The sequence below is a fragment of the Mycobacterium sp. E3198 genome (assembly GCF_001667015.1).
In the GTDB taxonomy this organism is placed as follows: domain Bacteria; phylum Actinomycetota; class Actinomycetes; order Mycobacteriales; family Mycobacteriaceae; genus Mycobacterium.
Genome location: NZ_LZIS01000023.1, coordinates 26,796 through 53,532, shown reverse-complemented (window position 1 = coordinate 53,532; position 26,737 = coordinate 26,796). Strand labels below are relative to the sequence as shown.

Here is a 26,737-nt window from a genome sequence, read left to right as displayed (position 1 = left end):
ACCCCCGCCCAACGACTCGCCAAACTCCTCAAGCAAGCAGCCTGACCAGATGTTGCACTAACCGATTGACAATGCCCCGAAAACGCGCGCAATGGTTGCTGTCTCGAGGACCACGTCGACCACCGCCGATCGGTGGACTAACCGTGGACGAACGTAACCGTCTCGTCGAGCGGCGCCCGGCCCGTTCGTGCGTAACCGACGGCAGGGTCCTCATACCCGATCGACATGCCACAGAAGAGGATCAGCCCGTCGGGGGGTGAGAGGATCTCCGCGACGGTCTTGCGATACACCGACCACGCCATCTGGGGGCAACTATGCAGCCCTTCGGCGCGGAGCAGCAGCATGACGGTCTGCAAATACATACCGACGTCAGCCCATTGGGGCCGGCCAAGGTCGCGGTCGATGTAGCAAAACAGGGCGGCGGGCGCGCCAAAACAGTCCCAATTCGCGGAAGCTGCCCTCTGACGCGCCTCCCAATCCTCGCGTTCAATGCCGAGTGCGCTGTAGCGCTCATGGCCGAAAGCGGATCGACGTTCGCGATAGGGGGATTTCAGGTCGGTCGGGTACATCTCGTACTCCCGCTCGTCCCATGGGTCGCGAGCGGCGACACGTGCGCCGGCGCGCTTTTTGAGCTCGGCCAGCGGCGCGCCCGTCACCACGTAGGAGTTCCACGACTGGAGGTTTGATCCGGACGGCGCCCACGCGGCGGCGGACAGCACGCGCTCCAGCACCTCCCTCGACACGGGCTGGTCGGTGAACCCGCGCACGGCTCGTCGGGTTGTGACTGCGTCGTATACGTCCATGGCCTCTTCCCCTGGTCGCCGTGCTCATTGCCAACCAAACCAGAGACCCAACGGGAGTGTTGCTTCGGCACTACATCCAGGCCGAATGTTAAGGCAGCGAGCCGCGATTGGTTTTCATGCCAGGACGGCCGGCATCGTTTCCCAGCCGCGAACTGTCGATGTCGTGGTCATCCGTGCCCGAGACATATCGATGTCCCACTCCGGGAAGCGGTTGAGCACCTCGTCGAGCGCTACGCGGCCCTCCATCCGGGCTAGCGACGCTCCCAGGCAGTAATGCACGCCAACACCGAAGCCGACATGGGCTCCCGCCTTGCGGTGAATGTCGAAGACGTCGCCGTCGGCTGGGAACTGCCGGTGGTCACGGTTTGCAGCACCGGCGAGCAACATCATGATGCTGCCGCCCGGCACGTGTTGTCCGTAGTACCGCACATCGCGCGTGAGGGTGCGCGCGATGTGTGGCGCGGGAGGCTCGAAGCGCAGCAGCTCCTCGATGGCGCCCGCAATCAGGCTGCGATCGGCGACCAGCTCCCGGCGCTGCTCGGGGTGCTCGGCCAAAACCTTTCCGGCCCAACCGATTAGCCGGGTCGTCGTCTCGGCGCCGCCGGCGGCGACCAGCGTGATGCAAATCAGCAGTTCCTCACGGGTCAGGCCCCGTCTCGTGCCGTCGAGGTCGGTGAATTCGACGCCGAGCAATTCGGTGACAACGTCGTCGGAGGGATGTTCAGCTCGCCAATCGAGGTAGTCGGCGAACAACTGCCCTGTTTCCAGCCCGGCGGACGCTGCTTTCATTTGCCCGCCGGCCTCGGTGTTGACGTGACCTTCGGCGAGGTCGAAGACCTCCTGCCGCATCTCATCGGGAATTCCCAGTAGCCTGCACACGACTCGCACCGGCATCTCGGCGCCCAGATTGGTGATGAAATCAAACTCCCCGGTGCCAACGAACGGATCGAGGCTCTCGGCACAGAATTGCCGTGCGGTGGCCTCGACCTCACGCATTTTGCGTGGCGTGAACATGCGAGAAAGGCTCTGGCGATAGATGTCGTGCAGCGGCGGGTCCTCCATGAGAAACACTCCGGGCGGAATCGGCATGTCGGCCTTGATCAACTCGAGAATGTTGCCCCGGGCAGAACTGAACGTCTCATGGTCATTCAGCGCTGCATGCACGTCGTCAAATCGGCTCAGCGCGTAGAAGTCGTGTTGTTCGTTGTAGGACAGCGGCGCCTCCTCGCGGAGCCGCTGAAACAGCGGATACGGGTCGGCGTTGAGTTCGACATCGTAGGGGTCGTAGGACAGTTCACTCGCAGTCTTGACACCCATAAACCTGCAACCCCTTCATCGGACGCGAACCGTGCTCATCCTGACGCCGCGCGGCAATTCGGTCAATCAAGCTGCGAGTCGCAGGCTGACACGGAGCGGCTACCTCTCCAACGAAGCGCCCCCGGCCAATTTGACCGGGGGTGCTTCGTTAGTTGGTGCTTCTAGTGATGGTGGTGGTGATGCCCGTGACCATGGCCGTGGTCGTCTTCCGCCTCCGCGGGCTTGTCGACGACGGCCGTCTCGGTGGTCAGCACCATCCGGGCCACCGACGCCGCGTTGACGACGGCGGAGCGGGTCACCTTGACCGGGTCGATGACACCGGCGCCGAGCAGGTCGCCGTAGGCGAGGGTCTCGGCGTTCAGCCCCTGCCCGACGGGCAGCTCGCTGACCTTGTTGACCGCGACCGAGCCGTCCAGCCCGGCGTTGGTGGCGATCCAGTACAGCGGCGCCGCCAACGCCTCGGAGAACACGTCGACCCCGAGCGCCTCGTCGCCGCTCAGCGTGCCGCGCAGTTCCTCGAGCGCCTTGCGGGCGTGGATGAGCGCCGTTCCGCCGCCCGCGACGATGCCCTCCTCGACCGCGGCCTTGGCGGCCGCGACGGCGTCCTCGACGCTTTCCTTGCGCTCCTTGAGCGCGGTCTCGGTGGCGGCACCGACCTTGATGACGGCCACGCCGCCGGCCAGCTTGGCCAGCCGCTCCTGCAGCTTCTCGCGGTCCCAATCCGAGTCGCTGTTCTCGATCTCGGCGCGCAGCTGCTTGATGCGGGCCTCGACCGCGTCCTTGGCGCCGCCGCCCTCGACGACGATGGTGTCGTCCTTACTGACCACCACGCGGCGGGCCGAGCCCAGCACGTCGGTGTCGACCTCGCGCAGCAGCAACCCGGCGTCGGGGTTGATCACCTGGCCGCCGGTGACCACCGCGAGGTCCTCGAGGAACGCCTTGCGGCGATCGCCGAAGAACGGCGCCTTGACCGCGACGGCCTTCAGCGTCTTGCGGATCGAGTTGACCACCAGGGTCGCCAGGGCCTCGCCCTCGATGTCCTCGGCGATGATCAGCAGCGGTTTGCCCGATTCGGCGATCTTCTCGAGCATCGGCAGCAGGTCGGGCAGCGAGCTGATCTTCTCCTGGTGCAGCAGGATCACCGGGTCGTCGAGCACGGCCTCCTGCGAGTCGAAGTCGGTCACGAAGTACGCCGACAGGAAGCCCTTGTCGAAGCCGACGCCCTCGGTGAACTCCAGCTCGGTGTTCAGGGTTGAGGATTCCTCGACGCTGACCACGCCGTCGGCGCCGACCTTGGTCATGGCCTCGCCCACCAGCTCGCCGATCTGCGGGTCGCGCGACGACACCGTCGCCACCTGCGCGATGCCCTCCTTGCCGGCCACCGGGGTGGCCTCCGCGAGCAACGCCTCCGACACCGCGTCGCCGGCCTTACCGATCCCGATACCGAGTTCGATGGGATTGGCGCCGGCGGCGACCATGCGCAGGCCGTCCTTGACCAGCGCCTGCGCCAGCACGGTCGCCGTGGTGGTGCCGTCACCGGCCACGTCGTTGGTCTTGGTGGCCACCGACTTGACCAGCTGGGCGCCCAGGTTCTCGAACGGGTCCTCCAGGTCGATCTCGCGCGCGACGGTGACGCCGTCGTTGGTCACCGCCGGCCCGCCGAATGCCTTGGCCAGCACCACATGCCGGCCGCGCGGGCCCAGCGTCACCCGGACCGCGTCGGCGAGTTTGTTCACGCCGGCCTCCATGGCGCGGCGCGCGGTTTCGTCGTACTCGATAACTTTGCTCATCAGGTTCCTTCGTCCCGAACGCATGCCGCCCCGGAAATCACCCGCGGTTGGATGCGGGGATCGCCGGGGCGGAACACGGTCCTTACTTGGATACGACAGCCAGCACGTCGCGGGCGGACAGGATCAGGTACTCCTCGCCGTTGTACTTGATCTCGGTGCCGCCGTACTTGCTGTAGATGACGGTGTCACCCTCCGAAACGTCCAGGGGGATCCGCTTCTCGCCGTCCTCGTCCCACCGGCCGGGGCCGACTGCGACGACGGTGCCTTCCTGCGGCTTCTCCTTGGCGGTGTCAGGAATGACCAGACCGGACGCGGTCGTGGTCTCGGCCTCGTTGGCCTGCACGAGAATCTTGTCCTCGAGTGGCTTGATGTTCACCTTCGCCACGATTGGAGCCCTCCACTAGTTAGATCGGGTCCGGGGCGTTCACCCCGGCCGGAGTTGGCGGTCGGTCCGGGGCAAGCCCCGAACCGCCCGAATTATCAGTTGATCCAGCATCCATCCGTTGCCCGAGCGCCGTCGTCGCGGGTGCCGGCGCAGGGCTTGGCCGATTGCCACCTAGCACTCTATACATGCGAGTGCTAGCACTCAAGGCCGCCCCGGTGCTTCTGCCGCATTGGGGTGTCCGCGCTGAGCGAACATCAGCTCACCTGTGCTTTTACCACCGGCAGGCCCGGGTCGCTGGGCACGTCCAGGGGCGACGGCGGCGCCCCCGCGGCCACCAGGTGCGCGGCGAAGGCGGCGATCATCGCGCCGTTGTCGGTGCACAGCCGCGGCCGGGGGATGCGCAGCGTCAGCCCCGCGGCCGCGCAGCGCTGCGTGGCGAGCTCCCGCAATCGCGAGTTCGCGGCCACTCCCCCGGCGATCAGCAGGGTCGAGACGCCCAGCGCGCTGGCCGCGCGCACCGCCTTTTTGGTGAGCACGTCGGCGACGGCCTCCTGGAAGCCGGCGGCGACGTCCGCGGTTGCGGCGTCGGGGTGGCTCTCCACGTGGCGGGCGACGGCGGTCTTGAGCCCGGAGAAGCTGAACGCGTACGCGTCGTCGGCCGGGCCGGTCATGCCGCGCGGGAACGTGATGGCGTCGCGGTCGCCGGTGCGGGCCAGGTCGTCGAGCACCTTGCCGCCCGGATAGCCCAGTCCCAGCAGCCGCGCCACCTTGTCGTAGGCCTCGCCGGCGGCGTCGTCGACGGTGCTGCCCAGCTCGACGATCGGTTCGCCGAGGGACCGCACGTGCAAGAGGTGGGTGTGGCCGCCGGACACCAGCAGCGCCACGCACTCGGGCAGCGGCCCGTGTTCGTAGACGTCGGCGGCCAGGTGCCCGCCCAGGTGGTTGACGGCGTAGAACGGCACGTCCCAGGCGGCCGCGTACGCCTTGGCCGCGGCGACTCCCACCAACAGGGCGCCGGCCAGCCCGGGCCCGATGGTGGCCGCGATGACGTCGGGCTTGTCGAGGCCGGCGGCCGCCAGCGCGCGGCGCATGGCGGGGCCCAGCGCCTCGAGGTGCGCGCGGGAGGCGATCTCGGGGACGACGCCGCCGAAGCGCACGTGTTCGTCGACGCTGGACGCGACCTCGTCGGCGAGCAGCGTGACGGTGCCGTCATCGCCGAGGCGGGCGATGCCGACTCCCGTTTCGTCGCAGGAGGTTTCGATGGCCAAGATGATCGTCATAGCGCTTCCCGCCGCATCGTATAGGCGTCGGCGCCGCTGACCCGGTAGTAGCGGCGGCGCAGGCCGATCTGCTCGAACCCGGTGCTGCGGTACAGCGCGATGGCCGCCTCGTTGTCGGTGCGCACCTCGAGGTAGACGGCGCCGCCGTCGGCGAAGGCGAGCAGCTCGTCGAGCAACCGGCGGCCGATGCCCCGGCCCTGATAGGCCGGGTCCACCCCGATGGTGTGCACCTCGTACTCGAACGGCGGGGTGCGGCCCAGCCGCGAGATGCCGGCGTAGCCGACCAGCGCGCCGCCCGCGCGGGCGGCCACGTAGTGGTTGTGCTTGGCGGCCAGTTCGCGGTTGAACGCGACCGCGGGCCACGGGTCGTCGCCCGGGAACAGCAGCGCCTCCAGCTCGGCGCAGCGCCGCGCGTCGGCGGACGTCAGCGCGCCGATCGTCACAGGCTCGCTGCAGGCCATCACCGGGGGGCCGCCAGGGGTTTGGCGTCGGGGCGGCGGAGATAGAACGCGACGAGCGGCAGCGGGCGCTCCGACCAGTCGGGTACCGCCGCGACGAGCCCGGCCGGCGTCGGGTGGACGGGCCCGCAGACGGGCAGCCCGAACAGCGCCGCGTGGTCGGGCGAGCCGGCCACCGCCCGCGCCGGTCCGGGGTCGACCTCGGCGGGGGCGTCGACCCCCGGGCCGTCCGTGCGCACGCCGTCGCGGTAGCGGGCCCAGTAGACCTCGCGGCGGCGGGCGTCGGTGACCACCAGGACGTCGCCGCCGGTGCGCACCCCGATGGCGTCCAGGCTGCACACCCCGTGCACCGGGATGCCCAGCGCGTGGCCGTAGGCGGCGGCCGTCGCCATCCCGGCCCGCAGCCCGGTGAACGGGCCAGGTCCGCAACCGACGACGACGGCGTCGAGGTCGGCCATCGTCAGGGCGGCGTCGGCGAGGGCGGCCACAACGTTGGGCGTCAGCCGCTCGGCGTGGGCGCGGGCGTCGACGGTGACCCGCTCGGCCAGCACCTGATCGGGCAGCCGTACGACGCCGGCCGTCACGGCCGGGGTCGAAGTGTCCAGGGCGAGAATGAGAGTCACGGCCGACCCCATTCCCAGGTGGCGATCCGCACGTCGGAGTGGCTAACCCGTTCCAGCCGGATGTCGAGGTGCCGCTCGGCGAGGCGTTCGGCGAGCCCCTCGCCCCACTCGACGACGACGACCGCGTCGTCGAGCTCGGTGTCCAGGTCCAGGGAGTCGAGCTCACCCAGCAGGTCGGCGCGGCCCTGGTCGAGGAGCCGGTACATGTCGACGTGGATCATCGCCGGCGCGCCGGACCGCCGCGGCGGGTGCACCCGGGCCAGCACGTACGACGGCGACGTGACGGGCCCGTCGACGTCCATCGCCGCGGCAATCCCCTTGGCCAGCACCGTTTTTCCGGCGCCGAGCGGGCCGGAGAGCACCACGACGTCGCCGGCCCGCAGCTCCCGGCCGAGCCGCGAGCCCAACGCGACGGTGTCCTCGACGCGCTCGCACGTGGCCGTGCCGCCGGGCTCAACCATGGCGCCGCAACCGTTGCTTGAGTCGCCGGTACCGCAGCGTCCACTTGCCCGGCACGGAGCGGTGCACCAGCCGGACCAGCCCGTCGTTGATGGCCTCCGGCTTGTCCAGCAGCGCCAGGTGGCTTGCGCCGCTGACGATGACCAACTCGGAGCGCGGCAGCGAGGCCGCCATCTTCCGCGAGTATTCGTCCGGGGTGAGCAGGTCGTGGTCCCCGCACGCGACGAGGGTGGGCACCTTGAGCAGCGTCCACAGCCCGGCGGTTTCGTCGTGCTTTTCCAGGGCGTCGAGGAAGCCCACCATGGTGTCGATCGGGGTGCCGTTCATCATCCGTTGCGAGAACGCGTCCAGGCTCCGGCTGACCTGCAGGTCGCTGTAGGACGCGGCGCGCAGGATCGGTCCGATCAGCGAGCGCGACACGTTGCGGCCGCGGTGCATCAGCTTGGGCGCCGAGCGGGCGGTGAACCGAAACGCGTCCAGCGCGGGATTTTTCAGGATCTCGCCCAGCGGGGACCGGGTAACCCCTTCGGCCGCGGAGGAAATGATCGCGGCGCCGACGATCCGGCCGCCGTACTGCTCGGGGAACTGACGGGCGTGCGACAGCACCGTCATGCCACCCATCGAATGGCCGACCAGCACGACCACCCCGCGGGGGCCGACCTCGGTCAGCACGCTTTCCAGGTCCTCGCCCAGTTGGGTCAGCGTGTAGGTCTCGGGCTCGCCCGCGCCGGAGCGCCCGTGCCCGCGCTGGTCGTAGAACACCATCCGGACGGGCGCACCCAACCGGTTGGGCAGGCGGGTCCTCTGAAAATGGAAGGCGCCCATGCGCAGACAGAAGCCGTGGACGAAGACCATGGTCACGTGCGCGTCCACCGGCCCGGCCTCGCGGACCGCCAGCGGCACCCCGTCGGGGGTGGTCACCACGTAGGCGCGGTCGTGGTCGATCCGCTCGAAATCCTCGTCGGCATAAGGGTCTTCGAGGGCGGTGGCGCGCTGGGTCATCGACCGGCGGGCGGAGGCTCCGACGATGGTGGCGACGGCGGTCACCCCGGCGCCTCCCGCAAGCCAGGCCCTGCCCCGCTGGCGCCTGCGGGCCCTCTTAGCGCTCAACGGTTTCGGCCTCGCGATAGGTTCTGGTGATGCGCCCCCGGGGGCTGGTGACCACTTCGTAGTGGATGGTGCCGAGCAGGTCGGCCCACTCTTGGGCGGTGGGTTCGCCGCCGGTGCCGGGGCCGAACAGGATCGCCTCGTCGCCCTCGGCCACGTCGACCGGCCCGGGACCCAAGTCGACCATGAACTGGTCCATGCAAATCCGGCCGGCGCCGGGCCGCCGCCTGCCGTTGATCAGCACCTCGAGGCGCCCGCCCAGCGAGCGGAACACGCCGTCGGCGTAGCCGATCGGCAGCAGCGCCAGGGTGGTGTCGGTTTGCGCCGTCCAGGTATGGCCATAGGACACGCTCTCGCCGGCGCGAATCGACTTCACCAGCGCGACGGGGCATTTCACCGTCATCGCCGGAACCAGCCCCATGTCGCCGAGCCCGGGCACCGGGCTCAGGCCGTACACGGCGATGCCGGGCCGCACCAGGTCGAAGGCCAGGTCGGGCCGCGCCATGGTGGCCGCCGAATTCGCCAGGTGGGCGACCTCGAACCGCACGCCCTCGGTGCGCGCCAGCGTCAGCATGTCGGAAAGCCGTTGGGCCTGAACGTCGTTGATAGGGTTGTCGGGCTGGTCGGCGTACACCATGTGCGACATCAGCCCCCGCAGCCGGATGGCGTCCTCGGCGGCGGCGGCGCGCAGCGCGCTCAGCATCGCCGGATACCGCGCCGGGGCGACCCCGTTGCGGTTCAGCCCCGTGTCCACCTTGACGGTCACCGTGGCCGTCCGCCCGGTCCGGCGCACCGCGTCGGCCACCTCGTCGAGCTGGCGCACCGAGGACACGGCGACCTCCACATCGGCCAGCAGCGCCGCCGCGAAGTCGATGCCGGGCGGGTGCAGCCACGCCAGCACCGGCGCGGTGATGCCGGCGGCCCGCAGCGCCAGCGCCTCGTCGACGGTGGCGACGCCCAGCTCGGCCGCCCCGGCGGCCAGGGCGGCGCGGGCGACCCGCGTCGCGCCGTGGCCATAGCCGTCGGCCTTGACCACGGCCATCACCTGCGCGCCGCCGGCGTGCTCGCGCAGCACCCGCACGTTGTGCGCGATGGCGCCCAGGTCCACGACGGCCTCGGCGAGGACGCCGGGCGTCAGGGATATCGGCGTAGCGACCACGCCCGCCATTGTCCCAGAACCGTTCGGGCGCGCCGATCCACGAGCCGCACCTGTGTCAACGGACACACAGGGCGTCGAGCTGGGGCGCATCACCGCCCGTCAACCGGCGGTGCATGGCCCAGGCGATCCGGGAGGCCTGAACCTTCGCATGCTCGGCCACCGGCCCGCGATACATCTCGTCCACGGTCTCGTTCCATGCGGTGAGCCAGCGGACGAAGTGGTGACCGGCCAGCGGTATCCGGTCACCGACGCGCCGGTGTGCGTTCAGCGCGCTGCCCCGGTACAGCCCGGCGCGAAACAGCACCGTCTCCCAGAAATCGCACATCACCGGCAGGTGTGCTTCCAGACCCCTGGCCCGCACGTCGGCGAACGGTTCGCGGAGCACGTCGTCGGTCAGCACCCGCCCGTAGAAGCGGCGCAGCAGTTGCTCGACGTCGGCGCGGCAGGCCAAGTCAGTCATGGGCGATCACCCTGGCGACGCACAGTTCGGGCTCGACGAACGGCTCCAGTTCCGCGTCGACCTCGGCACCGGCCAGCAGACCCCGCAGCAGGCCCAGGTGCAGCGCACACCCGACCTCGGGGTGGGCCCTGGCCAGGTCGCGCACCGGGCAGGCGCGCAGGCGGATGGCCCGCTGCCGTCCGCGCGCGGTCCGGTCGACGTCGGGGGCGAACCCCATTCGGTCGAACACGTCGGCGACCATGGCCTCCGGTCGGTCGATCGATTCGCGGGCCTCGCTCGGTGAATGCGCGGCGATCCGCGCGGCCCAGCGTCGTCCCGCGCGTTCGGCGCGGCGCCGCCGCGTGTGCGTCGTGTCGCCCAGCTCGAGCGCCAGGATCTCGGCGAGGCTCTGATAGTCCAGCCGGTCGGCAACCGCGACGTACCCGGTGCGGGGACGACCGACGCCGCTGGGCGCGATGCGGGTCCGGGCGACGGCGCCCTCGTCGCACAACGCGTCCAGGTGGAAACGCACCGTGGTGACGTGCAGCCCGATCCGCTCGGCGAGCTCGGACGCGTCGACCGCACCGCCGCGTTCCCGCACCAACCGAAGCACCCGAGTGCGCGTCCCGCGCTCGCCGTCCCGCATGGAGTCCTCCTTTTAGAGGAGATTACTCCTTTTTATTAGGTTTCAGAGGCACGTGTGTTCATCGCCATACCCCTTAGTGCGCAAAGTGCTGGGCGTCGTAGTGCCCGCCGGGCTTGAGCTTGTCCAGCGACGCCAGCGCGCTGCGGGCGTCGTCGTGCAGCGCCCGGGCCAGGTCGGCGGAGAGTCCCTCGCGCACCACGATGCGCAGCACCGAGACGTCGGTGGCGTTGTCGGGCATGGTGTAGGCGGGCACCTGCCAGCCGTAGCCGCGCAACTCGTGCGAGACGTCGAACTCGGTGTAGCCGCGGTCCTTGGCCAGCCGGAAGCTGACCACCGGGATGGCCGAACCGTCGGAGATCAGCTCGCAATGTTCGCCGTCGCGCAGCTGCTCGCCCAGCCAGCGCGCGGTCGAGGACAGCGTCTGCATCACCTGCGTGTAGCCCTCGCGGCCCAGCCGCAGGAAGTTGTAGTACTGGCCGACCACCTGGTTGCCGGGGCGGGAGAAGTTCAGTGTGAAGGTCGGCATGTCGCCGCCCAGGTAGTTCACGTGGAACACCAGGTCTTCGGGCAGATACTCCTTGCTGCGCCAGACGACGAACCCGACGCCCGGGTAGGTCAGCCCGTACTTGTGGCCGCTGACGTTGATCGACACCACCCGCGGCAACCGGAAATCCCACTTCAGCTCGGGGTGCAGGAAGGGCACCACGAATCCCCCGCTGGCGGCGTCGACGTGCACCGGAACGTCCACGCCGCCGCCGGCGGCCAGCCTGTCCAGCGCCGCGCAGATGTCGGCGATCGGTTCGAGCTCGCCGGTGTAGGTGGTGCCGAGGATCGCCACCACCCCGATGGTGTCCTCGTCGACGGCGTCGAGGACCTGCTCGGGGGTGATGACGTAGCGACCCTCCTCCATCGGCAGATACCGCGGTTCGACGTCGAAGTAGCGGCAGAACTTCTCCCAGACCACCTGGACGTTGGAGCCCATCACCAGGTTGGGAGCGCGCTTCTCCCAACCCTTTCCGACCTTTTCGCGCCACCGCCACTTCATCGCGAGGCCGCCCAGCATCACCGCCTCGCTGGAACCGATCGTGGAAACGCCGCAGGCGCTGGACGGGTCCTGGTCGCTCAGCCCGTCGGCGTGAAACAGGTCGGCCACCATGCACACGCAGCGCTGCTCGATCGCCGCGGTGGCCGGGTATTCGTCCTTGTCGATCATGTTCTTGTCGAACGTCTCGGCCATCAGCTTGCCGGCCTCGGGATCCATCCACGTCGTCACGAACGTGGCCAGGTTGAGCCGCGAGCTGCCGTCGAGCATCAGCTCGTCGTGGATGAAGCGGTACGCGGCGTCCGGGTCCATCGACTCGTCGGGCAGCCGCAGCGCCGGTACGGGCGCGGTGAACAGGCGACCGGTGTAGGCGGGCGCGATCGAGTGGGCGGGCATGGACGGGTGTTGTGGCACTGGGGTTCCTTCCGTTGCTACAGGGCGGCCAGGGCGGCCCGGATGTGCGGGACGATCCGCGACGACGACGTCGGCGCCTCACCGGGGCCCGGGTCGGCGGCGGACAGCGCCGCCGCGCGCGCGTGCACGAAGGCCGCGGCCGCGGCGGCCTCGGCGGCCGGCAACCCCGACGCCAGCAGCGCGCCGATCATCCCGGACAGCACGTCGCCGGACCCGGCGGTGGCTGCCCAGGACTGGCCGGCGGGATTCAGGTACACCGGGCCGCCGGGGTCGGCGATGATCGTCACGTTCCCCTTGAGCAGTACCGTCGCGCCGAACGTGTCGGCCAGCTTGCGGCACGCGCCGACGCGGTCGTCCCCCGGCGGGTTGCCCGCCAAGCGCGCGAATTCACCGGCATGCGGGGTCAGCACCGTCGGCGCGCTGCGGTTGACGACCAGTTCGGGGTGGGCCGCCAGGATGGTCAGCGCGTCGGCGTCGACGATCACCGGCAGGTCGGTGTCCAGCGCGAACCACAGCGCCGCGGCCCCGGCCTCGTCGGTGCCCAATCCGGGCCCGACGACCCAGGACTGCACCCGCCCGGCCGCCGCCGGGGTGGGCGACGCGATCACCTCGGGCCACTGCGCCAGGACCTGCGTGTGCGCGCTGCCGGCGTAGCGAACCATGCCGGAATGGGCGGCGACGGCGGCGCCGGTGCACAGCACCGCCGCGCCGGGATAGGTCGACGAGCCGGCCATCACCCCGGTCACGCCCTGGGTGTATTTGTCGTCGTGCGGGCCGGGCACCGGCCAGCGCGCGAGCACGTCGGCGGCCTCGAAACCCAACACGTCGGTCTTCGGGAGGTCCAGGCCGATGTCGATCAATTCGACGCGCCCGCAATCGGCCAGCGCGTGCACGGGTTTGAGCCCGCCGAAGGTGACGGTCAGCGCGGCGCGCACCGCGGGGCCGGTGATGGCCCCGGTCGCCACGTCGATACCGCTGGGGATGTCGACGGCGACGACGGGGATGCCCGCGTTGTCCACCGCGGCGAACACCTCGGCCGCCGCCGGCCGCAGCGGACCCGAACCGGAGATGCCCACCACCCCGTCGATGACGAGATCGGTTGTCGGCGAGACGCTTTCGACGACGCGGCCGCCGGCCTTGCGGAACGCGGCCAGCGCCTTGCGGTGGGTTCGCTCGGGGTTGAGCAGCACCGCGTCGGCGGCCGCGCCGCGGCGGCGCGCGAAGGTCGCCGCCCACAGCGCGTCACCGCCGTTGTCCCCCGAGCCGACGACCGCGCACACCTGCCGCCCGGCGACCCCGCCCGCCCGGACGGTCAGCTCGGCGAGGATCTGCGTCGCCAGCCCGAACGCCGCGCGCCGCATCAGCGCGCCGTCGGGCAGGCTGGCCAACAGCGGAGCTTCGGCGTCGCGGATGGCGTCAACACTGTAGTAATGCCGCATCACCGCAAGCATTCCATGCCCTAGCCGCGCCGGGCGAACGCCTCGGTCAGCCAGCCGGTCATCGCCGCGGCCAGCGCCTCGTGGTTCTCGCGCTTGACGATCTCGTGGCCGTCGTCGGCGAACAACAGGTAGCGCACGTCGCGACCGGCCCGCCGCAGCGCCGCGACGATCTGCTCGGATTCGCTGACCGGGACGTTGGTGTCGCGCGCGCCGTGCACCACGAGCAGCGGCGCGGTCAGCGCGTCCACCCGGCGCAGCGGCGACAGCCGCTCGAGCAGTTCGCGGTCGTAGACCGGGTGCCCGTACTCCGGGTAGGCGGCGTCGGCGATCCACGGCTCGGTGTGGCGGTAGAACGTGGTCAGGTCGCTCATCCCGCAGATGGTGATGCCCGCGGCGAACAACTCAGGGTGGAACGTCATGGCCGCCATCGTGAGGTAGCCGCCGTAGGACCAGCCCGCGCAGGCGATTCGGCTCGGTTCGGCCACCGCGTTGTCCACCAGGAAGCGCACGCAGTCGGCGACGTCATCGATGGCCGCGAACCGCTTCTCCTTGTTGTCGGCGTGCACGAAGGTGCGGCCCAGCCCGCCCGAGCCGCGCACGTTCGGCGTCAGCACGCTGATTCCGGCGTTGAGCAACTCCGGGAAGATTTCGCTGTAATCGGGCCGGGCCTGCCCTTCCGGGCCGCCGTGCAGATACACCAAAGCGCCTGCGCGGGGGCCGGTTTCGGCCGCCCGGTACAGCCACGACTGCAGGTTCAGCCCGTCGCGCGCGGGGACCGTCTCCAGCGTCGGCCGCGCGGACCGGCCCCTGGCGAGCGGGCCGCGGCTGGGTTCGCGATCCACGAGTTGCCATTCGCCGGTGCGCGGGTCGACCAGCTCGACGGTGCGCGGCATCGCCGGACCCTGCACGGTCATCGCCACCAGCGATCCGCCGGCGCTCAGCGACAACTCGCCCGCGACGTCGCCCGGCAGCGGAATGGGATCGGCCAGCGTGTAGTCGGTGTGATCGAGGATCTGTAACTCGCTGCGGCCCTTCAGGTTCCACAGCAGTGCGACGGTGGACATGTCGGCGCTGACGGCGAACTCGTCGAGATCGCAGTCGGGGCGCTCGGCCACCACGAAGTAGCTCACGCCGTCCAGCGTCACGATCACCTCGAGCAGCCGGGCGTGTTCGCAGCCGTTGTCGCTGATGAGCAGCGCGCGGAAGTAGCCGTCGGCGCCCACGCCGGGGTTGTACAGCCTGGTCAGTTCGCCGGTCGGGCCGTAGCGCAGGCGGCGGGGATGGTGATCGTCGAGGATCGCGCCGTGGGCCGTCACCGACCCGGGATCCGAAGGCAACAGCGCGATTTCGGTGTTCCCGTGCAACATGACCATTTCCTGGTAGCCGCGCGGCCCGACCCGGATCAGGGACGCGCCCGCCCACGCGTCGACGAGCCGGGCGCCGGAGCGGCGGTCCAGCACGGTGCAGTCGCCGTCGGCCGGATCGATCAGGCACGACTGCCCTACCCCGTCCTCGCCCGTCAGGATGGCCGCGATCCGGGTGCCGTCCCACCCGATCAGCTCGGCGGTCCCGTCCTGTCCGCGGTCGGCGCGCCAGGCCATCCGGTCCTCGGGATCGGTGGTGACGACCCAGATCTGGCGGCGGGTGCCGCCCTCGGGGGCGACCTCGCAGGCCAGCCAGTGACCGTCGGCGGAGTGGATGACCCGCGAGACCGGGCCCCGCACCGGCAGTTCGACGTTGCGCGGCGCGCTGAACTGGCGGCCGTGCAGGAAGCGCTGCACCGCATGGGGATAGCCGCCGTCGTCGACGAGGTGGGCGAACGCGGTCGCGTCGGGTGACAGCGATGCGCCGTAGAGCGCGCGGACCCCCATCGCTACCCCTCGCGCGAACCGACGCGCCGGAAAGCGGCTCGCAGGTGCGCCGGGTTCAACGCCGGACGCTTGCGCTCGCGCGCCATCGGGTAGAAGCAGAGCCCGATGAGGATCGCGGCGAAGTGACCGATCGCGGTGAAATTCAGCTCGTGCCGGTTCATCGTCAGCAGCGGGAAACCGAAGATGACTAACAGCACGCCGAGATAACCCCAGCGCCACGGCCGCGCGATGTGATAGGTCAGCACGGCCATCACGCCGACCAGGAAATAGCTGACCCCGATGTCGCGGGCGTGCACCAGGCGCTCGGACGCCTCATGCTCCTCGATCGCGTAATACAGGATGCCCTCGCTGATGTAGGTCGCGAGAATGTGAGAGGTCAATCCCACCGTGAGCCAACGCAATTGGCCGAGCCAGTGCTCGGCCGGCGCGAGAAACAGGGTGAACAGCAGCAGGTAGGGCTCCAGGTTCTTGCCGTCGAGCCACAGCAGGCTGGAAAACAGCACGTCGAGCGGATCGGTTCCCAGCGCGTGAATGTTGGTCGAACGGTGCAGCAGCACCGAGTGCAGTTGGCGGCCGGGCAGTTCGTTCTGGATGATCGTCGTGATCGTCAGGACGATCAACCACGCGTAGGTCAGCGGCGCGGTGATGACGAAGCGCCACACCGCGTGCCAGATGCGCCGCAGCCGCGTGCCCACCGATGCGTTCGCCACAAGTTCAACTGTTGCATGCCCGGCGTTGCTACGCGACGGTTACCGGCTCGGGTTTCAGATGCCGCCACCAGCAGAAGATGTAGAGGAGCATCGCGTTCACGAGCGCGACGATCACCCACAACGTGACGGTGACGTCGACCCATGACCCGATGGGCGGCGCGTCGGGCAATGCGTTGCGCAGCGGCATGATCGCGAACAGCATCGCCGCATACCACGTCGTCATCGGCGGCTGAAATTTTCGCCGGTCCAGCGCCGTCAGCACGGCGACCGACAGACCGATCGCGGCGATCGCGACCATCATGGCGACGATGACGGCGGCGAAGGCCGCCGTGCTCGGAGACCGGCGCAATTCCACCCGGTAGGGCTTGGCGAGGGGCGCGGCGATATCCGATCTGCCGCTGACGGGTATGTCGACCCGCCAACCCGGAATGCGGTCGACGAAGGTGACCGACGCCCGTTGCGGCACCGGGGAATCGCCGCGGAACAGATCGACCGTGATCGGCCCGGAGTGGTAGTGATCGAAGGGCCAATCCGACGGGTCGCCCGTGATGGTCAGCGGGACGGGAGACATGCCCGGCACCGTGCCCTTCGCCCAGCTGCGCTTGGTGGGCGTCAGCGCGGAGTGGACGGCGACGGTGAGATCCTCGGTGAGGCCGCCGGTCTGCGGGTCGATGAGGTCAGGCCCCGGCGACACGGTGACGTTGCCGTTCAGCCCGCCCTTGACCGACTGGAGCTCCTGCAGATCGATTGTGACGGTGGTCCCGTCGGTCGCCGGCTGGCCCTGGGTGATTTGCCGGGGGCAGCCGCACCCGGACCTGGAATAGAGCCCGACCGTGACGGCGTAGGTCGCCACGAAGAGCACCACCAGGCCGATGATCAGCACCCTTCCGGGGCGCCCGCCGCGCTTCGCCGAACCTTCCGCCGACAACGTGCCTCCCCGTTCGCTCGCGTGACTTGACCGTCCGGAGATTGTACGGGCTATTCGACGGTGACGGACTTAGCCAGGTTTCGCGGCTTGTCGACGTCGTAGCCGCGGGCCTGCGCGACCGACGCGGCGAACACCTGCAGCGGAATGGTGGACAGCAGCGGTTGCAAAAGCGTTGACACCGAGGGGATTTCGATCAGGTGATCGGCGTAGGGGCGCACGGTGTCGTCGCCCTCTTCGGCGATCACGATGGTCACCGCCCCGCGCGTCTGGATCTCGCGGATGTTGGACAGCAGCTTGGCGTGCAGCATGGCCTGCCCCTTGGGCGAGGGCATCACGACGATGACGGGCAGGTCGTCTTCGATCAGCGCGATCGGGCCGTGCTTGAGCTCGCCGGCGGCGAAGCCCTCGGCGTGCATGTAGGCCAGTTCCTTGAGTTTCAGCGCGCCCTCCAGCGCCACCGGGTAGCCGACGTGGCGACCCAAAAACAGCACGGTCGAGGACTGGGCGAACCGGTGCGCCAGCGCGGCCACCGGCTCGATCATCCCGAGCACCCGGGCCACCAGGTCGGGCATCGCCTCCAGCTCGCGGTACTCGCGCTCGACCTCGTCGGGGTACTTGGTGCCGCGCGCCTGCGCCAGCGCCAGGCCGACGAGATAGTTGGCGGCGATCTGCGCCAGGAAGGTCTTGGTGGAGGCCACCCCGATCTCCGGGCCGGCGCGCGTGTAGAGCACCGCGTCGCACTCCCGCGGGATCTGCGAGCCGTTGGTGTTGCAGATCGCCAGCACCTTCGCCTTCTGCTCCTTGGCGTGGCGGACCGCTTCCAGGGTGTCGGCGGTCTCCCCGGACTGCGAGATGGCCACGACGAGGGTGCTGCGGTCCAGCACCGGGTCGCGGTAGCGGAACTCGCTGGCCAGCTCGACCTCCACCGGCAGCCGGGTCCAGTGCTCGATCGCGTACTTCGCGAGCAGCCCGGAGTGGTAGGCGGTGCCGCAGGCCACCACGAACACCTTGTCGATCTCGCGGAGTTCCTGGTCGGACAGGCGCTGCTCGTCCAGGACGATCCGGCCGTTGACGAAGTGCCCGAGCAGGGTGTCGGCCACCGCGGTGGGTTGCTCGGCGATCTCCTTGAGCATGAAGTAGGGGTAGCCGCCCTTCTCGGCGGCGGCCAGGTCCCAGTCGATATGAAATTCGCGGTACTCGACGTCGACGTTGCCGTGGAAGTCGGTGATGCGGTAGCCGTCCGCGTTGATCACGACGGCCTGGTCCTGGCCGAGTTCCACGGCGTTGCGGGTGTGTTCGATGAACGCCGCCACGTCGGAGCCGACGAACATCTCGCCGTCGCCGACCCCGATCACCAGCGGCGTGGAGCGACGGGCCGCCACGATGGTGCCCGGCTCGTCGGCGTTGGCGAACACCAGGGTGAAGTGGCCCTCGAGCCGGCGCAGCACCGCCAGCACCGAGCCGACGAAGTCACCCGCCTTCTCGCCGTGGCGGTAGGCCTGCGCCACCAGGTGCACCGCCACCTCGGTGTCGGTGTCGCTGGCGAACTCCACGCCCGCCGCCTCCAGCTCCAGGCGCAGGGCCGGGAAGTTCTCGATGATCCCGTTGTGGACGACGGCGATCCTGCCGGCGGCGTCGCGATGCGGGTGCGCGTTGCGGTCGGTGGGGCGGCCGTGGGTGGCCCAGCGGGTGTGGCCCAGGCCGGTGGTGCCCGCCTTCGACGCCGGCGCCATCTCGGCGATCGCCTCTTCCAGGTTGGCCAGCCGACCGGCGCGCCGCCGCACGGTGAGTTTGCCCTGGCCGTCGACCAGTGCGACTCCCGATGAGTCGTAGCCGCGGTACTCCATCCGGCGCAGCGCGTCCATGACGACCTCGCAGGCCGGGCGGTGCCCGACGTAGCCGACAATCCCGCACATCCTGAACAGGGTAGTGCAGGCATCGCGCCGGGCCCGCCGGCACGGCCCCGACCTGCGGATACCGCACTCCGGGCGCGCCAAGAAATCGTTGAGAATCCCTCCAGGCGCGGGTCGGAGGCTATAGCCATCGACACCAGGCACGGGAGGGACCGCGGCGATGCATTCATACCGCCTTCACGAACGATCGGCGTTCATTTCACCGGATGTATTCGTGTCGTTCCCATTGGCTTCGGTCACTCAGCAACCGTCCGACTTACACTTCGAAATGTCGGGTAACAGCTGGCGACATCCCGCGGCCAGCGGAAAGAACAACGGGGGTGACGCTCGGCCTCTACCGGCGAAGATGCCTGTAAACCAAGCGTTTAGCGCGACGAGGCACCGCCGAAAATCCGTCCGGTAATACCGGCCGACGCCAGTCGTTCAACTAGTCGTAAATATCTCGCAAATCATCAGCTAGCAAATGTTAATAACAGAAATCCGGTGCCGATAAACGGCCCGTAAAGATCTTTCAGGAGGGAATCATGACCGCTGTTCTGTTCGACGAAGTGGTGACCGTCGCGACCGCGCCGCGGCCGACCGTAGCGCCCGCCCCGAAGCGGACCCCCCGCCCGGCGGCCGTCGGGGGCGACCCGATGGTCGACGCGGCCTCTCGTTTGCTGAGCATCCCGCTGCGCCACCTGTACGCGGCGCTGTGGCGGGTGGGTGTCATCGAGGTCACGGCCTAGCGGCGCGATGCGCTAACGTCGACGGGTGGCCCGCACCCGGAAGCTCGTCGCCGCCCTCAGCCGCCGTGGCCCGCACCGGGTTTTGCGCGGTGACCTGGCGTTCGCCGGTTTGCCGGGCGTGGTGTACACGCCCGAGTCGGGGCTCAATCTGCCGGGCGTGGCGTTCGGCCACGACTGGCTCGCCGGCACCGACCGCTACGCGGGCCTGCTCGAGCACCTGGCGTCGTGGGGCATCGTGGCCGGGGCGCCTGACACCCAACGCGGCCTGGCGCCGTCGGTGCTGAACCTGGCCTTCGACCTGGGCACCGCCCTCGACATCGTCGCCGGGGTGCGGCTGGGGCCCGGCAACATCAGCGTGCATCCCGCCAAGCTCGGCGTCGTGGGCCACGGTTTCGGAGCCTCGGCCGCGGTGTTCGCGGCGGCCGGCATGCCCGACAAGCCCGCGGCCGTGGCGGCGCTCTTTCCGGCGGTCACCACTCCTCCGGCCGAGCAGCCCGCCGCGACGCTGAAGGTGCCCGGCTTGATCCTGACCGCGCCGGGGGATCCGAAATCGCTGAACTCCAACGCCCTGGCGCTGGACGCGGCGTGGGAGGCCGCGACGCTGCGCATCGTGCACAAGGCCGAACCCGGCGGCCTGGTCGAGGGCCGCCGGCTGGCCAAGGTGTTCGGGCTGGCCGGCCCCGACCGGCGGACGCAGCGCTCGGTTCGGGCGCTGCTGACCGGCTACCTGCTCTATGCGCTGGGCGGGGACAAGACCTACCGCGACTTCGCCGATCCGGACGCCAAGCTGCCCCGGACCGATCCGGTGGATCCCGAGGCCGAGCCGATCGCCCTCGAGGAGAAGGTTGTCGCGCTGCTGAAGTAGTAGCGGTCCCGCGAGTTGGGTAGTCGCTCGCCATGGCGACTGTGCGGGAACTGTATGACCGGTGGATCACCGAGCTCTGGGCCGGGCGCCCGATCGCGGCCGAGATCCTCACCGCGGACTTCGTCGGCCATTGGCCCGACCGAGACGTCCGTGGCCCGGACGAAGTTCAGCGGATCGTTCGCGAGACCCACGACATGCTGGCCGATCTGAGTTTCGCCGTTCAGCTCGGCCCCTTCTCGGAGGGGGACCTGGTGGCGGGACGCTGGGTGGGGCACGGCCGCGGTCCGGACGGCCCGGTGGCGTTCACGGGCAACGACATCCTGCGGCTCAGCGGCGACGGTCGACGGTTCGCCGAGTACTGGACGGGGACCTCGACGGGCTGACGCCCGGGTAGTAACGCGGCCGACCGCGGCGCACGGGCCGCCGTCGTGGTATCTGTCGTGGATGCGAATCGGGATCGCCCTGGACTACTCGGGCGGGTTTCACGAAGGCGTCGACCGCATCGTCGAACTCGAAAAGGCCGGCATCGACGTCGCCGTGGTGGCCGAGGCCTATTCCTTCGACGCCGTCAGCCAGCTCGGGTATCTGGCCGCCAAGACCAACACCGTCGAGCTGGCCTCGGGGGTGTTTCCCATCTACATCCGCACGCCGTCGCTGCTGGCGATGACGGCCGCGGGCCTGGATTTCGTGTCCGGCGGCCGGTTCCGCCTCGGCATCGGCACCTCCGGGCCCCAGGTGATGGAGGGGTTTCACGGCGTCGAGTTCGACGCCCCGCTGGGGCGGACCCGCGAGATCGTGGAGATCTGCCGGCAGGTGTGGCGCCGCGAGCGAGTGCAATACGCCGGCAAGCACTACCAGATCCCGCTGCCCGCCGACCGCGGCACCGGCCTGGGCAAGGCCCTGCAGCTCATCAATCACCCTGTGCGCGAACGCATTCCGATCTCCATCGCCGCGCTGGGCCCGAAGAACGTCGAGCTCACCGCCGAGATCGCCGAGGGCTGGCAGCCCGTCTTCTACCTGCCGGACAAGGCGCACCTGGTGTGGGGCGAGGCGCTGGCCGCCGGGTTCGCCAAACGCGACCCGGCGCTGGGGCCGCTCGACGTCATGGTGCACGCGTCGCTGGCCATCGGCGACAAGGTCGAGGAGCGACTGGCCTGGGTCAAGCCGCAGCTGGCCCTCTACCTGGGCGGCATGGGCGCCAAGGGCCGCAACTTCTACCACAACCTGGCCACCCGCTACGGCTTCGGCGAGGTCGCCGACCGCATCCAGGAGCTCTACCTGTCCGGCCGCAAGGGCGAGGCGATCGCCCTGGTGCCCGACGAGCTGGTGCGCGGGATGTCGCTCGTCGGCCCGCGCGGGTATGTCGCCGAACGCCTGGCCGCCTTCGCCGAGGCCGGCGTGACGACGCTGTTGGTGAGCCCGCTGGCCGCCGACGCGCGCGAAGGCGTGCGCTTCGTCGAGGACGTGCTCGCGCTGCGGCCCGCCTGAGCGCTCATCGCCCCGCCTGCGGAAGCTGGTCCGCGGCGATCTCGCACGGCGTTGCTGCCTCGGTTGCCGGGGCCGGCGGCGCGGCAGCGGCCGGCGGCTCGGCAACGGGCGCGGGCGGCTCGGCCACTGCCGCCGGCGGCTCGGCCGGGGCGGCCGGCGCGCCGACCGGGACCGCCTCCCCGGCGGGCTTGGCCACCGCGGTGTCCGGGGCCTTGTCGGCCTCCTTGACCTCGTCCGGCGCCTCGGGCTTGTCCTTGGTGTCGTCGACATCGTCGGGCTGGAACGGATCCTCGTCGCCGAAGGCGTCGGCGGCGCCGTCGGGGTCTGCTGCCGAACCCAGCAGGGAGCCCATCGCCTCGACGATCCGGTTGGCCAGCCCACCCAGACCGCCCGGGCCGCCGCCCACGTCGCCCGCGGACGTGGCCGGGGCGGCACCCAGGTCCGGTAGGGGCGGCGCGGCGATCGGCGCACTCGGCGCCGGCGTCGCCGCGGGTGGCGCCGGAGCCGGATCCGCCGGCCGCCCGGGGAACGCGGCGGGCGCGACCATCGCGGGCAGCGCGGACGGCCTTGCCGGGTGCGGCTGGTAGCCGGGCCCGAGATCGCCGGGCGCCTCGAAGCGCGCCGGCGGCGCGGCGGCCATCCTGTCGATGACCATGTCGTAGGACGTGTCCACCCCTTCGACCGTCGAACGCATCGTCGTCAGCCAGTCGCCGCGAATCTCGTTGTCCACGTAGGGCTGTATCTGCTCGCGGACCACGTTTTCGGCGCCGGCCCTATCCCCCACCCCGGTGGTGACCGTCGCGGCCGCCGCCAACCACGCCGGTTGCTGCGCCCGGGCGCCGTCGTCGATGGCGATGGCGGCGGCGACCTTCGAGTCGAGCAGGTACCACAGGTTGTCGCGCAACGACTCGCACCGCTGGGCCGCCGCGCGGACTTCCATGGCCACCGCGCTCGCGGCGTCGCAATGACGCTCCAGAAACCGAACCGCGGCGTCCCCGCCCGGGCCCGCCCATGCCGCGGCCAGGTCGGCGAGCTGCGCGCGCTGCAGCCGCAGCGCCTCCATCACCGCCGCGCCCGCCGCCCGCAGTTCGGTGCAGTCGCGATCGAGCGCGCGAAGGTCGAGGCCTTCTTCGCTGTCGTACCACTCGCGAATCCGCAAGGGATGCGACGTCATTTCGGGGTATTGGTAGCCGAGCGCGTGGCAGGCCCGCACGTAGGCCTGGGTGTGTTCGACGGCGGGCCGGCCCTCGGCGAGACGCTCGGCGACGTCCAGCCGTTCGGCCACGGTCACGCGATCCGCGCCGCGGCGTACAGTTCGGCGTCGGCATAGCGGTCGAGGCCGGCGCGCAGCGCGGCGGCGGTCTCGACCGTCGCCCGCGACCACTGCGTCACCTCCGCCGTCAATCGATCCAGTTGGACGCGCAGGGCGTCGCCGCGAGCGGTGTGCGCCCGGCCCGCGCTGGCGCCGCCAAAGGCCAACCGCGCCAAGTGATCTGCCACGGCGCGGTCAAGAAGTTCGGCGGCCGCACCCAGCTGGTCGGCGACCCTGTCTACCCCCGAGCTATCGAGTCTCATGCCTAGTCCGACGCCCGCCTGGGCGCCCGGGTTCCCGCACGGGCGGATCAGCGCGCCGCGCTCACCGCTTCCGCGACCGCGGTCGCGACCCGCTGCGCCGTGCCCTCCTCGGGCGCCTCCACCATGACCCGGATCATCGGCTCTGTTCCCGAGGGGCGCAACAGGATTCGCCCGGTGTCGCCCAGTTCGGCCTCCGCGTTTTCGACGGCGGTCTGCACCGACGGCGCCGCGGCGGCGGTGGCCTTGTCGGCGACCTTCACGTTGATCAGCACCTGCGGTAGCGACCGCATCACCGAGGCGAGGTGGGCCAGCGACGAGCCGGTCTGCACCATGCGCGTCATCAGCCGCAGCCCGGTGACGATGCCGTCGCCGGTGGAGCCGACCGCGGGCATCACGATGTGGCCGGACTGCTCCCCGCCGAGGCTGTAGTCGCCGGCGCGCAGCTCCTCGAGGACGTAGCGGTCGCCGACGCCGGTGGTGCGCACCGCGATGCCGGCCGAGCGCATCGCCAGGTGCAGCCCGAGGTTGCTCATCACGGTGGTCACCAGCGTGTCGGAGGCCAGCTCGCCGGCGTCCCGCATCGCCAGCGCGAGCACGACCATGATGTGGTCGCCGTCGACGAGGTCACCGTTGGCGTCGACGGCCAGGCAGCGGTCGGCGTCGCCGTCGTGCGCCAGGCCCAGGTCGGCCCGGTGCTCGAGGACCGCCGCCTTGAGCGAGTCCAGGTGGGTGGAGCCGCAGCCGTCGTTGATGTTGAGCCCGTTGGGCTCGGCGTTGATCGCGATCACCCGGGCGCCGGCGGCGCGGTACGCGCGCGGGGCCACCGACGACGCCGCGCCGTGGGCGCAGTCGACCACCACCGTCAGGCCGTCCAGCCGCAGCGTGCAGGCCTTGGACAGGTGGCGCAGGTAGCGGTCGGCGGCGTCCTCGGCGTCGATGCGGCGGCCGATGCCGGCGCCGACCGGGCGCAACCCCGGCCCGGCCGCGACCAATTCCTCGATCCGGTCCTCGGTGTCGTCGTCGAGCTTGCGGCCGCCGGGGCCGAAGATCTTGATGCCGTTGTCGGGCATCGGGTTGTGCGACGCCGAGATCATCACCCCGAAGTCGGCGTCATACGCACCGGTCAGGTACGCCACCGCAGGCGTGGGCAGCACACCGACCCGCAGCGCGTCGACGCCCTGGCTGGTCAGCCCGGCGATCACGGCGGCCTCCAGCATCTCGCCGCTCGCCCGGGGGTCGCGACCGATGACGGCGACCCGCCGGCCCGGCCGCTCGGAACTCGCCAGGTGCCGGGCCGCCGCGGCGCCCAGGGCCAGCGCCAGCTCGGCGGTCAACTCGCGATTGGCGACCCCGCGGACACCGTCGGTGCCGAATAGTCGACCCATGCGCTAAAACCTCTCACAGTTGCCGGTCGTTCACCTAACGTGCCCGTTCCTTTCTGACCGAAACCATGCGTGCGGGTGCGCAGACACGCCGCTGACTTGTCAAAAGTTGCCAAGTTGCGGCCAGAAAGAGACGCTGATCAGCGCTTGCTGTACTGAGGCGCCTTGCGCGCCTTCTTCAGCCCGTACTTCTTGCGCTCGGTGGCGCGCGGGTCACGCGTGAGGAAGCCGGCCTTCTTCAGGGCCGGCCGGTCCTCCGGCGAGGCCAGGATCAGCGCCCGGGCGATGCCCAGGCGCAGCGCGCCGGCCTGACCCGACGGGCCCCCGCCGTGCAGCAGGGCGAAGACGTCGAAGCTTTCCACCCGGTCGACGGTCACCAGCGGCGCCTTGATCAGCTGCTGGTGCACCTTGTTGGGGAAGTAGTCCTCCAGGCTGCGGCCGTTCAGGTCGAACTTGCCGGTGCCGGGCACGATGCGGACCCGCACCACGGCCTCCTTGCGGCGGCCGACGGTCTGGATGGGCCGCTCGAACACGAACGACTCGGCGGGGCGGGCGGCCGGAGCCTCGGCCGGGGTTTCAGGGGCCTCGGGGGTCTCGGTCACCTCCGGGGTCGCCGGGGTCTCTAATGCCTCGGTTGTTTCGGTCACTGGGCCACCTGCTTGATCTCGTACGGAACCGGCTGCTGGGCGGTGTGGGGATGCTCCGGGCCGGCGTAGACGCGAAGCTTGCGCTGGATCTGACGGCTGAGCTTGTTCTTGGGCAGCATGCCGACGATGGCCTTCTCCACGACGCGGGTCGGGTGCTTTTCCAGCAGCTCGCCGGTCGTGCGCTTGTGCAGACCGCCGGGATACCCCGAGTGGCGGTAGGCCAGCTTCTGCTTCAGTTTGTCGCCGGACAGGGCGACCTTCTCGGCGTTGATGACGATGACGAAGTCACCGCCGTCGACATTGGGCGCGAACGTCGGCTTGTGCTTGCCGCGCAGCAGGTTGGCCGCCGCGACGGCAAGGCGGCCAAGCACCACGTCCGTGGCGTCGATGACGTACCACGACCGCGTGGTGTCACCCGCCTTTGGCGCGTAGGTGGGCACAGCGCTTACCTTCTTCTTCTCGAGGTGGATCCCGGGTCGAGCCGGGTGCCGGTCAGGCGTTCGCGGTGGGGGTTGATCTCGGCGACCGACATTGACCCGAGGCCCCGGCGTACCGCACGCCAACCGAGCAGCTTACAGAGGCGCGTCCCCGCAGGTCAAAATGGGATCCGACGCTCAGCCCTCCTGGTAGGACCAGGCGCGCAGTTGCGTCGCGATCTCGCCGAGCTCGCGCACCGTGCCGGCGGCCGCCCGGACCACGAAGTCGAAGCGGTCGTCCTCCGGCGCGCTGATCCACTGTCCGTTGATGGCCAGGAAGGTGCGGCAGGCCGTCCAGGCGAGGCGTTTGTTCCCGTCGACCAGCGCGTGGTTGCGCAATAGGGAGTGCAGCAGGGCCGCGGCCTTCAGGTGCAGGTCGGGGTAGGCGTCCGCCCCGAACACCGAGGCGCGGGGACGCGCCAGCGCTGATTCCAGCAGGCCGTAGTCGGCGACGACGACGTCCCGGCCGACGCCCGCCCGGGCGACCTCCATCAGGTCTTCGAGACCCAGGTACTCGGTCACGCGTCCTTGAGGCGCTCCAGGACCTCGGCCTCCTCGCGCAGCACGCGGCGCAGCGCCCCGGCGACTTTGGTCTCATGCGCGCGCCGGGCGATGTACTCGTCGATGGCCGAGAGCACGACGGCCTGCATCGACCGCCCCTCCGCGGCGGCCTGGCGGCGCAGCGCCTCGGTCTGCTGGGCGCTGGTGCGCAGCGTCATTCCCATGCGCTGATGATACCGGTTTGATACCAACTGACTGTGTGGTCCCGGCGGCTCTCCACCGCCGGGACCAC

Annotated in this window: 29 protein-coding genes; 4 read left to right on the top strand and 25 right to left on the bottom strand. The window is 70.2% G+C overall.

Going from position 1 to position 26,737, the window contains the following annotated elements; genetic code table 11:
* Positions 1-137: 137 nt before the first annotated feature.
* The 18 genes from A5673_RS03570 to glmS form a co-directional block, all read right to left on the bottom strand.
* Positions 138-803, bottom strand: a complete 666-nt coding sequence (locus A5673_RS03570) for a nitroreductase (RefSeq protein WP_068227165.1) — start codon at positions 801-803, stop codon at positions 138-140.
* A 114-nt stretch (positions 804-917) separates the two neighbouring features.
* On the bottom strand, positions 918-2,120 hold the full coding sequence (locus tag A5673_RS03565) for a cytochrome P450 (RefSeq protein ID WP_068227163.1): 1,203 nt from the start codon (positions 2,118-2,120) through the stop codon (positions 918-920).
* Between the two features lie 161 nt (positions 2,121-2,281).
* Positions 2,282-3,910 carry a chaperonin GroEL gene (gene groL, locus A5673_RS03560; protein WP_068227161.1) on the bottom strand — a complete coding sequence of 543 codons (1,629 nt, stop codon included), beginning with the start codon at positions 3,908-3,910 and terminating at the stop codon, positions 2,282-2,284.
* Positions 3,911-3,992: 82 nt separating this feature from the next.
* Complete coding sequence (groES, locus tag A5673_RS03555) at positions 3,993-4,295, bottom strand: co-chaperone GroES (RefSeq protein WP_007167930.1); 303 nt, start codon at positions 4,293-4,295, stop codon at positions 3,993-3,995.
* A 254-nt stretch (positions 4,296-4,549) separates the two neighbouring features.
* Positions 4,550-5,575, bottom strand: coding sequence for a tRNA (adenosine(37)-N6)-threonylcarbamoyltransferase complex transferase subunit TsaD (tsaD, locus tag A5673_RS03550; protein WP_068227159.1), 1,026 nt, complete (start codon positions 5,573-5,575; stop codon positions 4,550-4,552).
* Positions 5,572-6,039, bottom strand: coding sequence for a ribosomal protein S18-alanine N-acetyltransferase (rimI, locus tag A5673_RS03545; protein WP_156747818.1), 468 nt, complete (start codon positions 6,037-6,039; stop codon positions 5,572-5,574). Before rimI ends, tsaD begins: the two co-directional genes overlap by 4 nt.
* Complete coding sequence (tsaB, locus tag A5673_RS03540) at positions 6,036-6,668, bottom strand: tRNA (adenosine(37)-N6)-threonylcarbamoyltransferase complex dimerization subunit type 1 TsaB (RefSeq protein WP_068227155.1); 633 nt, start codon at positions 6,666-6,668, stop codon at positions 6,036-6,038. Before tsaB ends, rimI begins: the two co-directional genes overlap by 4 nt.
* Positions 6,653-7,117: a tRNA (adenosine(37)-N6)-threonylcarbamoyltransferase complex ATPase subunit type 1 TsaE gene (tsaE, locus tag A5673_RS03535; protein ID WP_068227153.1), complete on the bottom strand. Its 465-nt coding sequence runs from the start codon at positions 7,115-7,117 to the stop codon at positions 6,653-6,655. Before tsaE ends, tsaB begins: the two co-directional genes overlap by 16 nt.
* Positions 7,110-8,162: an alpha/beta fold hydrolase gene (locus A5673_RS03530; protein ID WP_197518281.1), complete on the bottom strand. Its 1,053-nt coding sequence runs from the start codon at positions 8,160-8,162 to the stop codon at positions 7,110-7,112. The genes tsaE and A5673_RS03530 overlap by 8 nt, the downstream gene beginning before the upstream one ends.
* A gap of 52 nt (positions 8,163-8,214) precedes the next feature.
* A complete protein-coding gene (gene alr, locus A5673_RS03525) occupies positions 8,215-9,381 on the bottom strand; it encodes an alanine racemase (RefSeq protein ID WP_197518280.1) in 1,167 nt (388 codons plus the stop codon).
* Between the two features lie 55 nt (positions 9,382-9,436).
* Positions 9,437-9,841, bottom strand: a complete 405-nt coding sequence (locus tag A5673_RS03520) for a group III truncated hemoglobin (protein ID WP_068227148.1) — start codon at positions 9,839-9,841, stop codon at positions 9,437-9,439.
* Positions 9,834-10,466: a metalloregulator ArsR/SmtB family transcription factor gene (locus A5673_RS03515; RefSeq protein WP_068227146.1), complete on the bottom strand. Its 633-nt coding sequence runs from the start codon at positions 10,464-10,466 to the stop codon at positions 9,834-9,836. Before A5673_RS03515 ends, A5673_RS03520 begins: the two co-directional genes overlap by 8 nt.
* A gap of 73 nt (positions 10,467-10,539) precedes the next feature.
* On the bottom strand, positions 10,540-11,904 hold the full coding sequence (locus A5673_RS03510) for a glutamate decarboxylase (RefSeq protein WP_156747819.1): 1,365 nt from the start codon (positions 11,902-11,904) through the stop codon (positions 10,540-10,542).
* A gap of 35 nt (positions 11,905-11,939) precedes the next feature.
* Positions 11,940-13,361, bottom strand: a complete 1,422-nt coding sequence (locus A5673_RS03505) for a bifunctional ADP-dependent NAD(P)H-hydrate dehydratase/NAD(P)H-hydrate epimerase (RefSeq protein WP_068227178.1) — start codon at positions 13,359-13,361, stop codon at positions 11,940-11,942.
* Positions 13,362-13,381: 20 nt separating this feature from the next.
* Entirely contained in the window at positions 13,382-15,232 is a 1,851-nt protein-coding gene (locus tag A5673_RS03500; protein WP_068227141.1) for a S9 family peptidase, read from the bottom strand.
* Positions 15,233-15,234: 2 nt separating this feature from the next.
* Positions 15,235-15,942, bottom strand: coding sequence for a rhomboid-like protein (locus A5673_RS03495; protein WP_156747816.1), 708 nt, complete (start codon positions 15,940-15,942; stop codon positions 15,235-15,237).
* A gap of 28 nt (positions 15,943-15,970) precedes the next feature.
* Positions 15,971-16,870: a DUF4436 domain-containing protein gene (locus A5673_RS03490; RefSeq protein ID WP_231970846.1), complete on the bottom strand. Its 900-nt coding sequence runs from the start codon at positions 16,868-16,870 to the stop codon at positions 15,971-15,973.
* Positions 16,871-16,920: 50 nt separating this feature from the next.
* Positions 16,921-18,786: a glutamine--fructose-6-phosphate transaminase (isomerizing) gene (gene glmS, locus A5673_RS03485; protein ID WP_068227139.1), complete on the bottom strand. Its 1,866-nt coding sequence runs from the start codon at positions 18,784-18,786 to the stop codon at positions 16,921-16,923.
* A 521-nt stretch (positions 18,787-19,307) separates the two neighbouring features.
* Here glmS and A5673_RS03480 point away from each other — a divergent pair.
* The 4 genes from A5673_RS03480 to A5673_RS03465 all read left to right on the top strand — a co-directional run bounded on the left by A5673_RS03480 (position 19,308) and on the right by A5673_RS03465 (position 21,864).
* Positions 19,308-19,511 (top strand): Rv1535 family protein, encoded by a 204-nt coding sequence (locus tag A5673_RS03480; RefSeq protein WP_068227138.1) that lies wholly within the window; start codon positions 19,308-19,310, stop codon positions 19,509-19,511.
* Positions 19,512-19,536: 25 nt separating this feature from the next.
* Positions 19,537-20,376, top strand: a complete 840-nt coding sequence (locus tag A5673_RS03475; protein WP_068227135.1) for a dienelactone hydrolase family protein — start codon at positions 19,537-19,539, stop codon at positions 20,374-20,376.
* A 32-nt stretch (positions 20,377-20,408) separates the two neighbouring features.
* On the top strand, positions 20,409-20,759 hold the full coding sequence (locus tag A5673_RS03470; protein WP_068227133.1) for a nuclear transport factor 2 family protein: 351 nt from the start codon (positions 20,409-20,411) through the stop codon (positions 20,757-20,759).
* A 61-nt stretch (positions 20,760-20,820) separates the two neighbouring features.
* On the top strand, positions 20,821-21,864 hold the full coding sequence (locus A5673_RS03465; RefSeq protein WP_068227131.1) for an LLM class F420-dependent oxidoreductase: 1,044 nt from the start codon (positions 20,821-20,823) through the stop codon (positions 21,862-21,864).
* A 4-nt stretch (positions 21,865-21,868) separates the two neighbouring features.
* Here the strand turns inward: A5673_RS03465 and A5673_RS03460 are convergent, their stop codons facing one another.
* The 7 genes from A5673_RS03460 to A5673_RS03430 form a co-directional block, all read right to left on the bottom strand.
* Entirely contained in the window at positions 21,869-23,149 is a 1,281-nt protein-coding gene (locus A5673_RS03460; protein WP_068227172.1) for a hypothetical protein, read from the bottom strand.
* 2 nt (positions 23,150-23,151) lie between these two features.
* Positions 23,152-23,439, bottom strand: a complete 288-nt coding sequence (locus tag A5673_RS03455; RefSeq protein ID WP_068227129.1) for a hypothetical protein — start codon at positions 23,437-23,439, stop codon at positions 23,152-23,154.
* A gap of 47 nt (positions 23,440-23,486) precedes the next feature.
* On the bottom strand, positions 23,487-24,824 hold the full coding sequence (gene glmM, locus A5673_RS03450; RefSeq protein WP_068227127.1) for a phosphoglucosamine mutase: 1,338 nt from the start codon (positions 24,822-24,824) through the stop codon (positions 23,487-23,489).
* Positions 24,825-24,961: 137 nt separating this feature from the next.
* Positions 24,962-25,423 carry a 30S ribosomal protein S9 gene (gene rpsI, locus A5673_RS03445; protein WP_082958523.1) on the bottom strand — a complete coding sequence of 154 codons (462 nt, stop codon included), beginning with the start codon at positions 25,421-25,423 and terminating at the stop codon, positions 24,962-24,964.
* A 41-nt stretch (positions 25,424-25,464) separates the two neighbouring features.
* Positions 25,465-25,908, bottom strand: a complete 444-nt coding sequence (rplM, locus tag A5673_RS03440) for a 50S ribosomal protein L13 (protein ID WP_068227125.1) — start codon at positions 25,906-25,908, stop codon at positions 25,465-25,467.
* Positions 25,909-26,082: 174 nt separating this feature from the next.
* On the bottom strand, positions 26,083-26,466 hold the full coding sequence (locus A5673_RS03435; RefSeq protein ID WP_068227122.1) for a type II toxin-antitoxin system death-on-curing family toxin: 384 nt from the start codon (positions 26,464-26,466) through the stop codon (positions 26,083-26,085).
* A complete protein-coding gene (locus tag A5673_RS03430) occupies positions 26,463-26,669 on the bottom strand; it encodes a CopG family transcriptional regulator (RefSeq protein WP_068227120.1) in 207 nt (68 codons plus the stop codon). The genes A5673_RS03435 and A5673_RS03430 overlap by 4 nt, the downstream gene beginning before the upstream one ends.
* Positions 26,670-26,737: the final 68 nt, after the last annotated feature.

Excerpts from the sequence above, each read along its gene's own strand:
- tsaE (WP_068227153.1), bottom strand. The coding sequence starts at position 7,117 with ATGGTTGAGCCCGGCGGCACGGCCACGTGCGAGCGCGTCGAGGACACC.
- A5673_RS03470 (WP_068227133.1), top strand. The coding sequence starts at position 20,409 with ATGGCGACTGTGCGGGAACTGTATGACCGGTGGATCACCGAGCTCTGG.
- glmS (WP_068227139.1), bottom strand. The coding sequence starts at position 18,786 with ATGTGCGGGATTGTCGGCTACGTCGGGCACCGCCCGGCCTGCGAGGTC.
- A5673_RS03520 (WP_068227148.1), bottom strand. The coding sequence starts at position 9,841 with ATGACTGACTTGGCCTGCCGCGCCGACGTCGAGCAACTGCTGCGCCGC.
- glmM (WP_068227127.1), bottom strand. The coding sequence starts at position 24,824 with ATGGGTCGACTATTCGGCACCGACGGTGTCCGCGGGGTCGCCAATCGC.
- A5673_RS03465 (WP_068227131.1), top strand. The coding sequence starts at position 20,821 with ATGCGAATCGGGATCGCCCTGGACTACTCGGGCGGGTTTCACGAAGGC.
- A5673_RS03430 (WP_068227120.1), bottom strand. The coding sequence starts at position 26,669 with ATGGGAATGACGCTGCGCACCAGCGCCCAGCAGACCGAGGCGCTGCGC.
- A5673_RS03515 (WP_068227146.1), bottom strand. The coding sequence starts at position 10,466 with ATGCGGGACGGCGAGCGCGGGACGCGCACTCGGGTGCTTCGGTTGGTG.
- tsaD (WP_068227159.1), bottom strand. The coding sequence starts at position 5,575 with ATGACGATCATCTTGGCCATCGAAACCTCCTGCGACGAAACGGGAGTC.
- A5673_RS03500 (WP_068227141.1), bottom strand. The coding sequence starts at position 15,232 with ATGGGGGTCCGCGCGCTCTACGGCGCATCGCTGTCACCCGACGCGACC.
- groL (WP_068227161.1), bottom strand. The coding sequence starts at position 3,910 with ATGAGCAAAGTTATCGAGTACGACGAAACCGCGCGCCGCGCCATGGAG.
- A5673_RS03505 (WP_068227178.1), bottom strand. The coding sequence starts at position 13,361 with ATGCGGCATTACTACAGTGTTGACGCCATCCGCGACGCCGAAGCTCCG.
- A5673_RS03570 (WP_068227165.1), bottom strand. The coding sequence starts at position 803 with ATGGACGTATACGACGCAGTCACAACCCGACGAGCCGTGCGCGGGTTC.
- A5673_RS03480 (WP_068227138.1), top strand. The coding sequence starts at position 19,308 with ATGACCGCTGTTCTGTTCGACGAAGTGGTGACCGTCGCGACCGCGCCG.
- A5673_RS03510 (WP_156747819.1), bottom strand. The coding sequence starts at position 11,904 with ATGCCCGCCCACTCGATCGCGCCCGCCTACACCGGTCGCCTGTTCACC.
- A5673_RS03565 (WP_068227163.1), bottom strand. The coding sequence starts at position 2,120 with ATGGGTGTCAAGACTGCGAGTGAACTGTCCTACGACCCCTACGATGTC.
- tsaB (WP_068227155.1), bottom strand. The coding sequence starts at position 6,668 with ATGGGGTCGGCCGTGACTCTCATTCTCGCCCTGGACACTTCGACCCCG.
- A5673_RS03455 (WP_068227129.1), bottom strand. The coding sequence starts at position 23,439 with ATGAGACTCGATAGCTCGGGGGTAGACAGGGTCGCCGACCAGCTGGGT.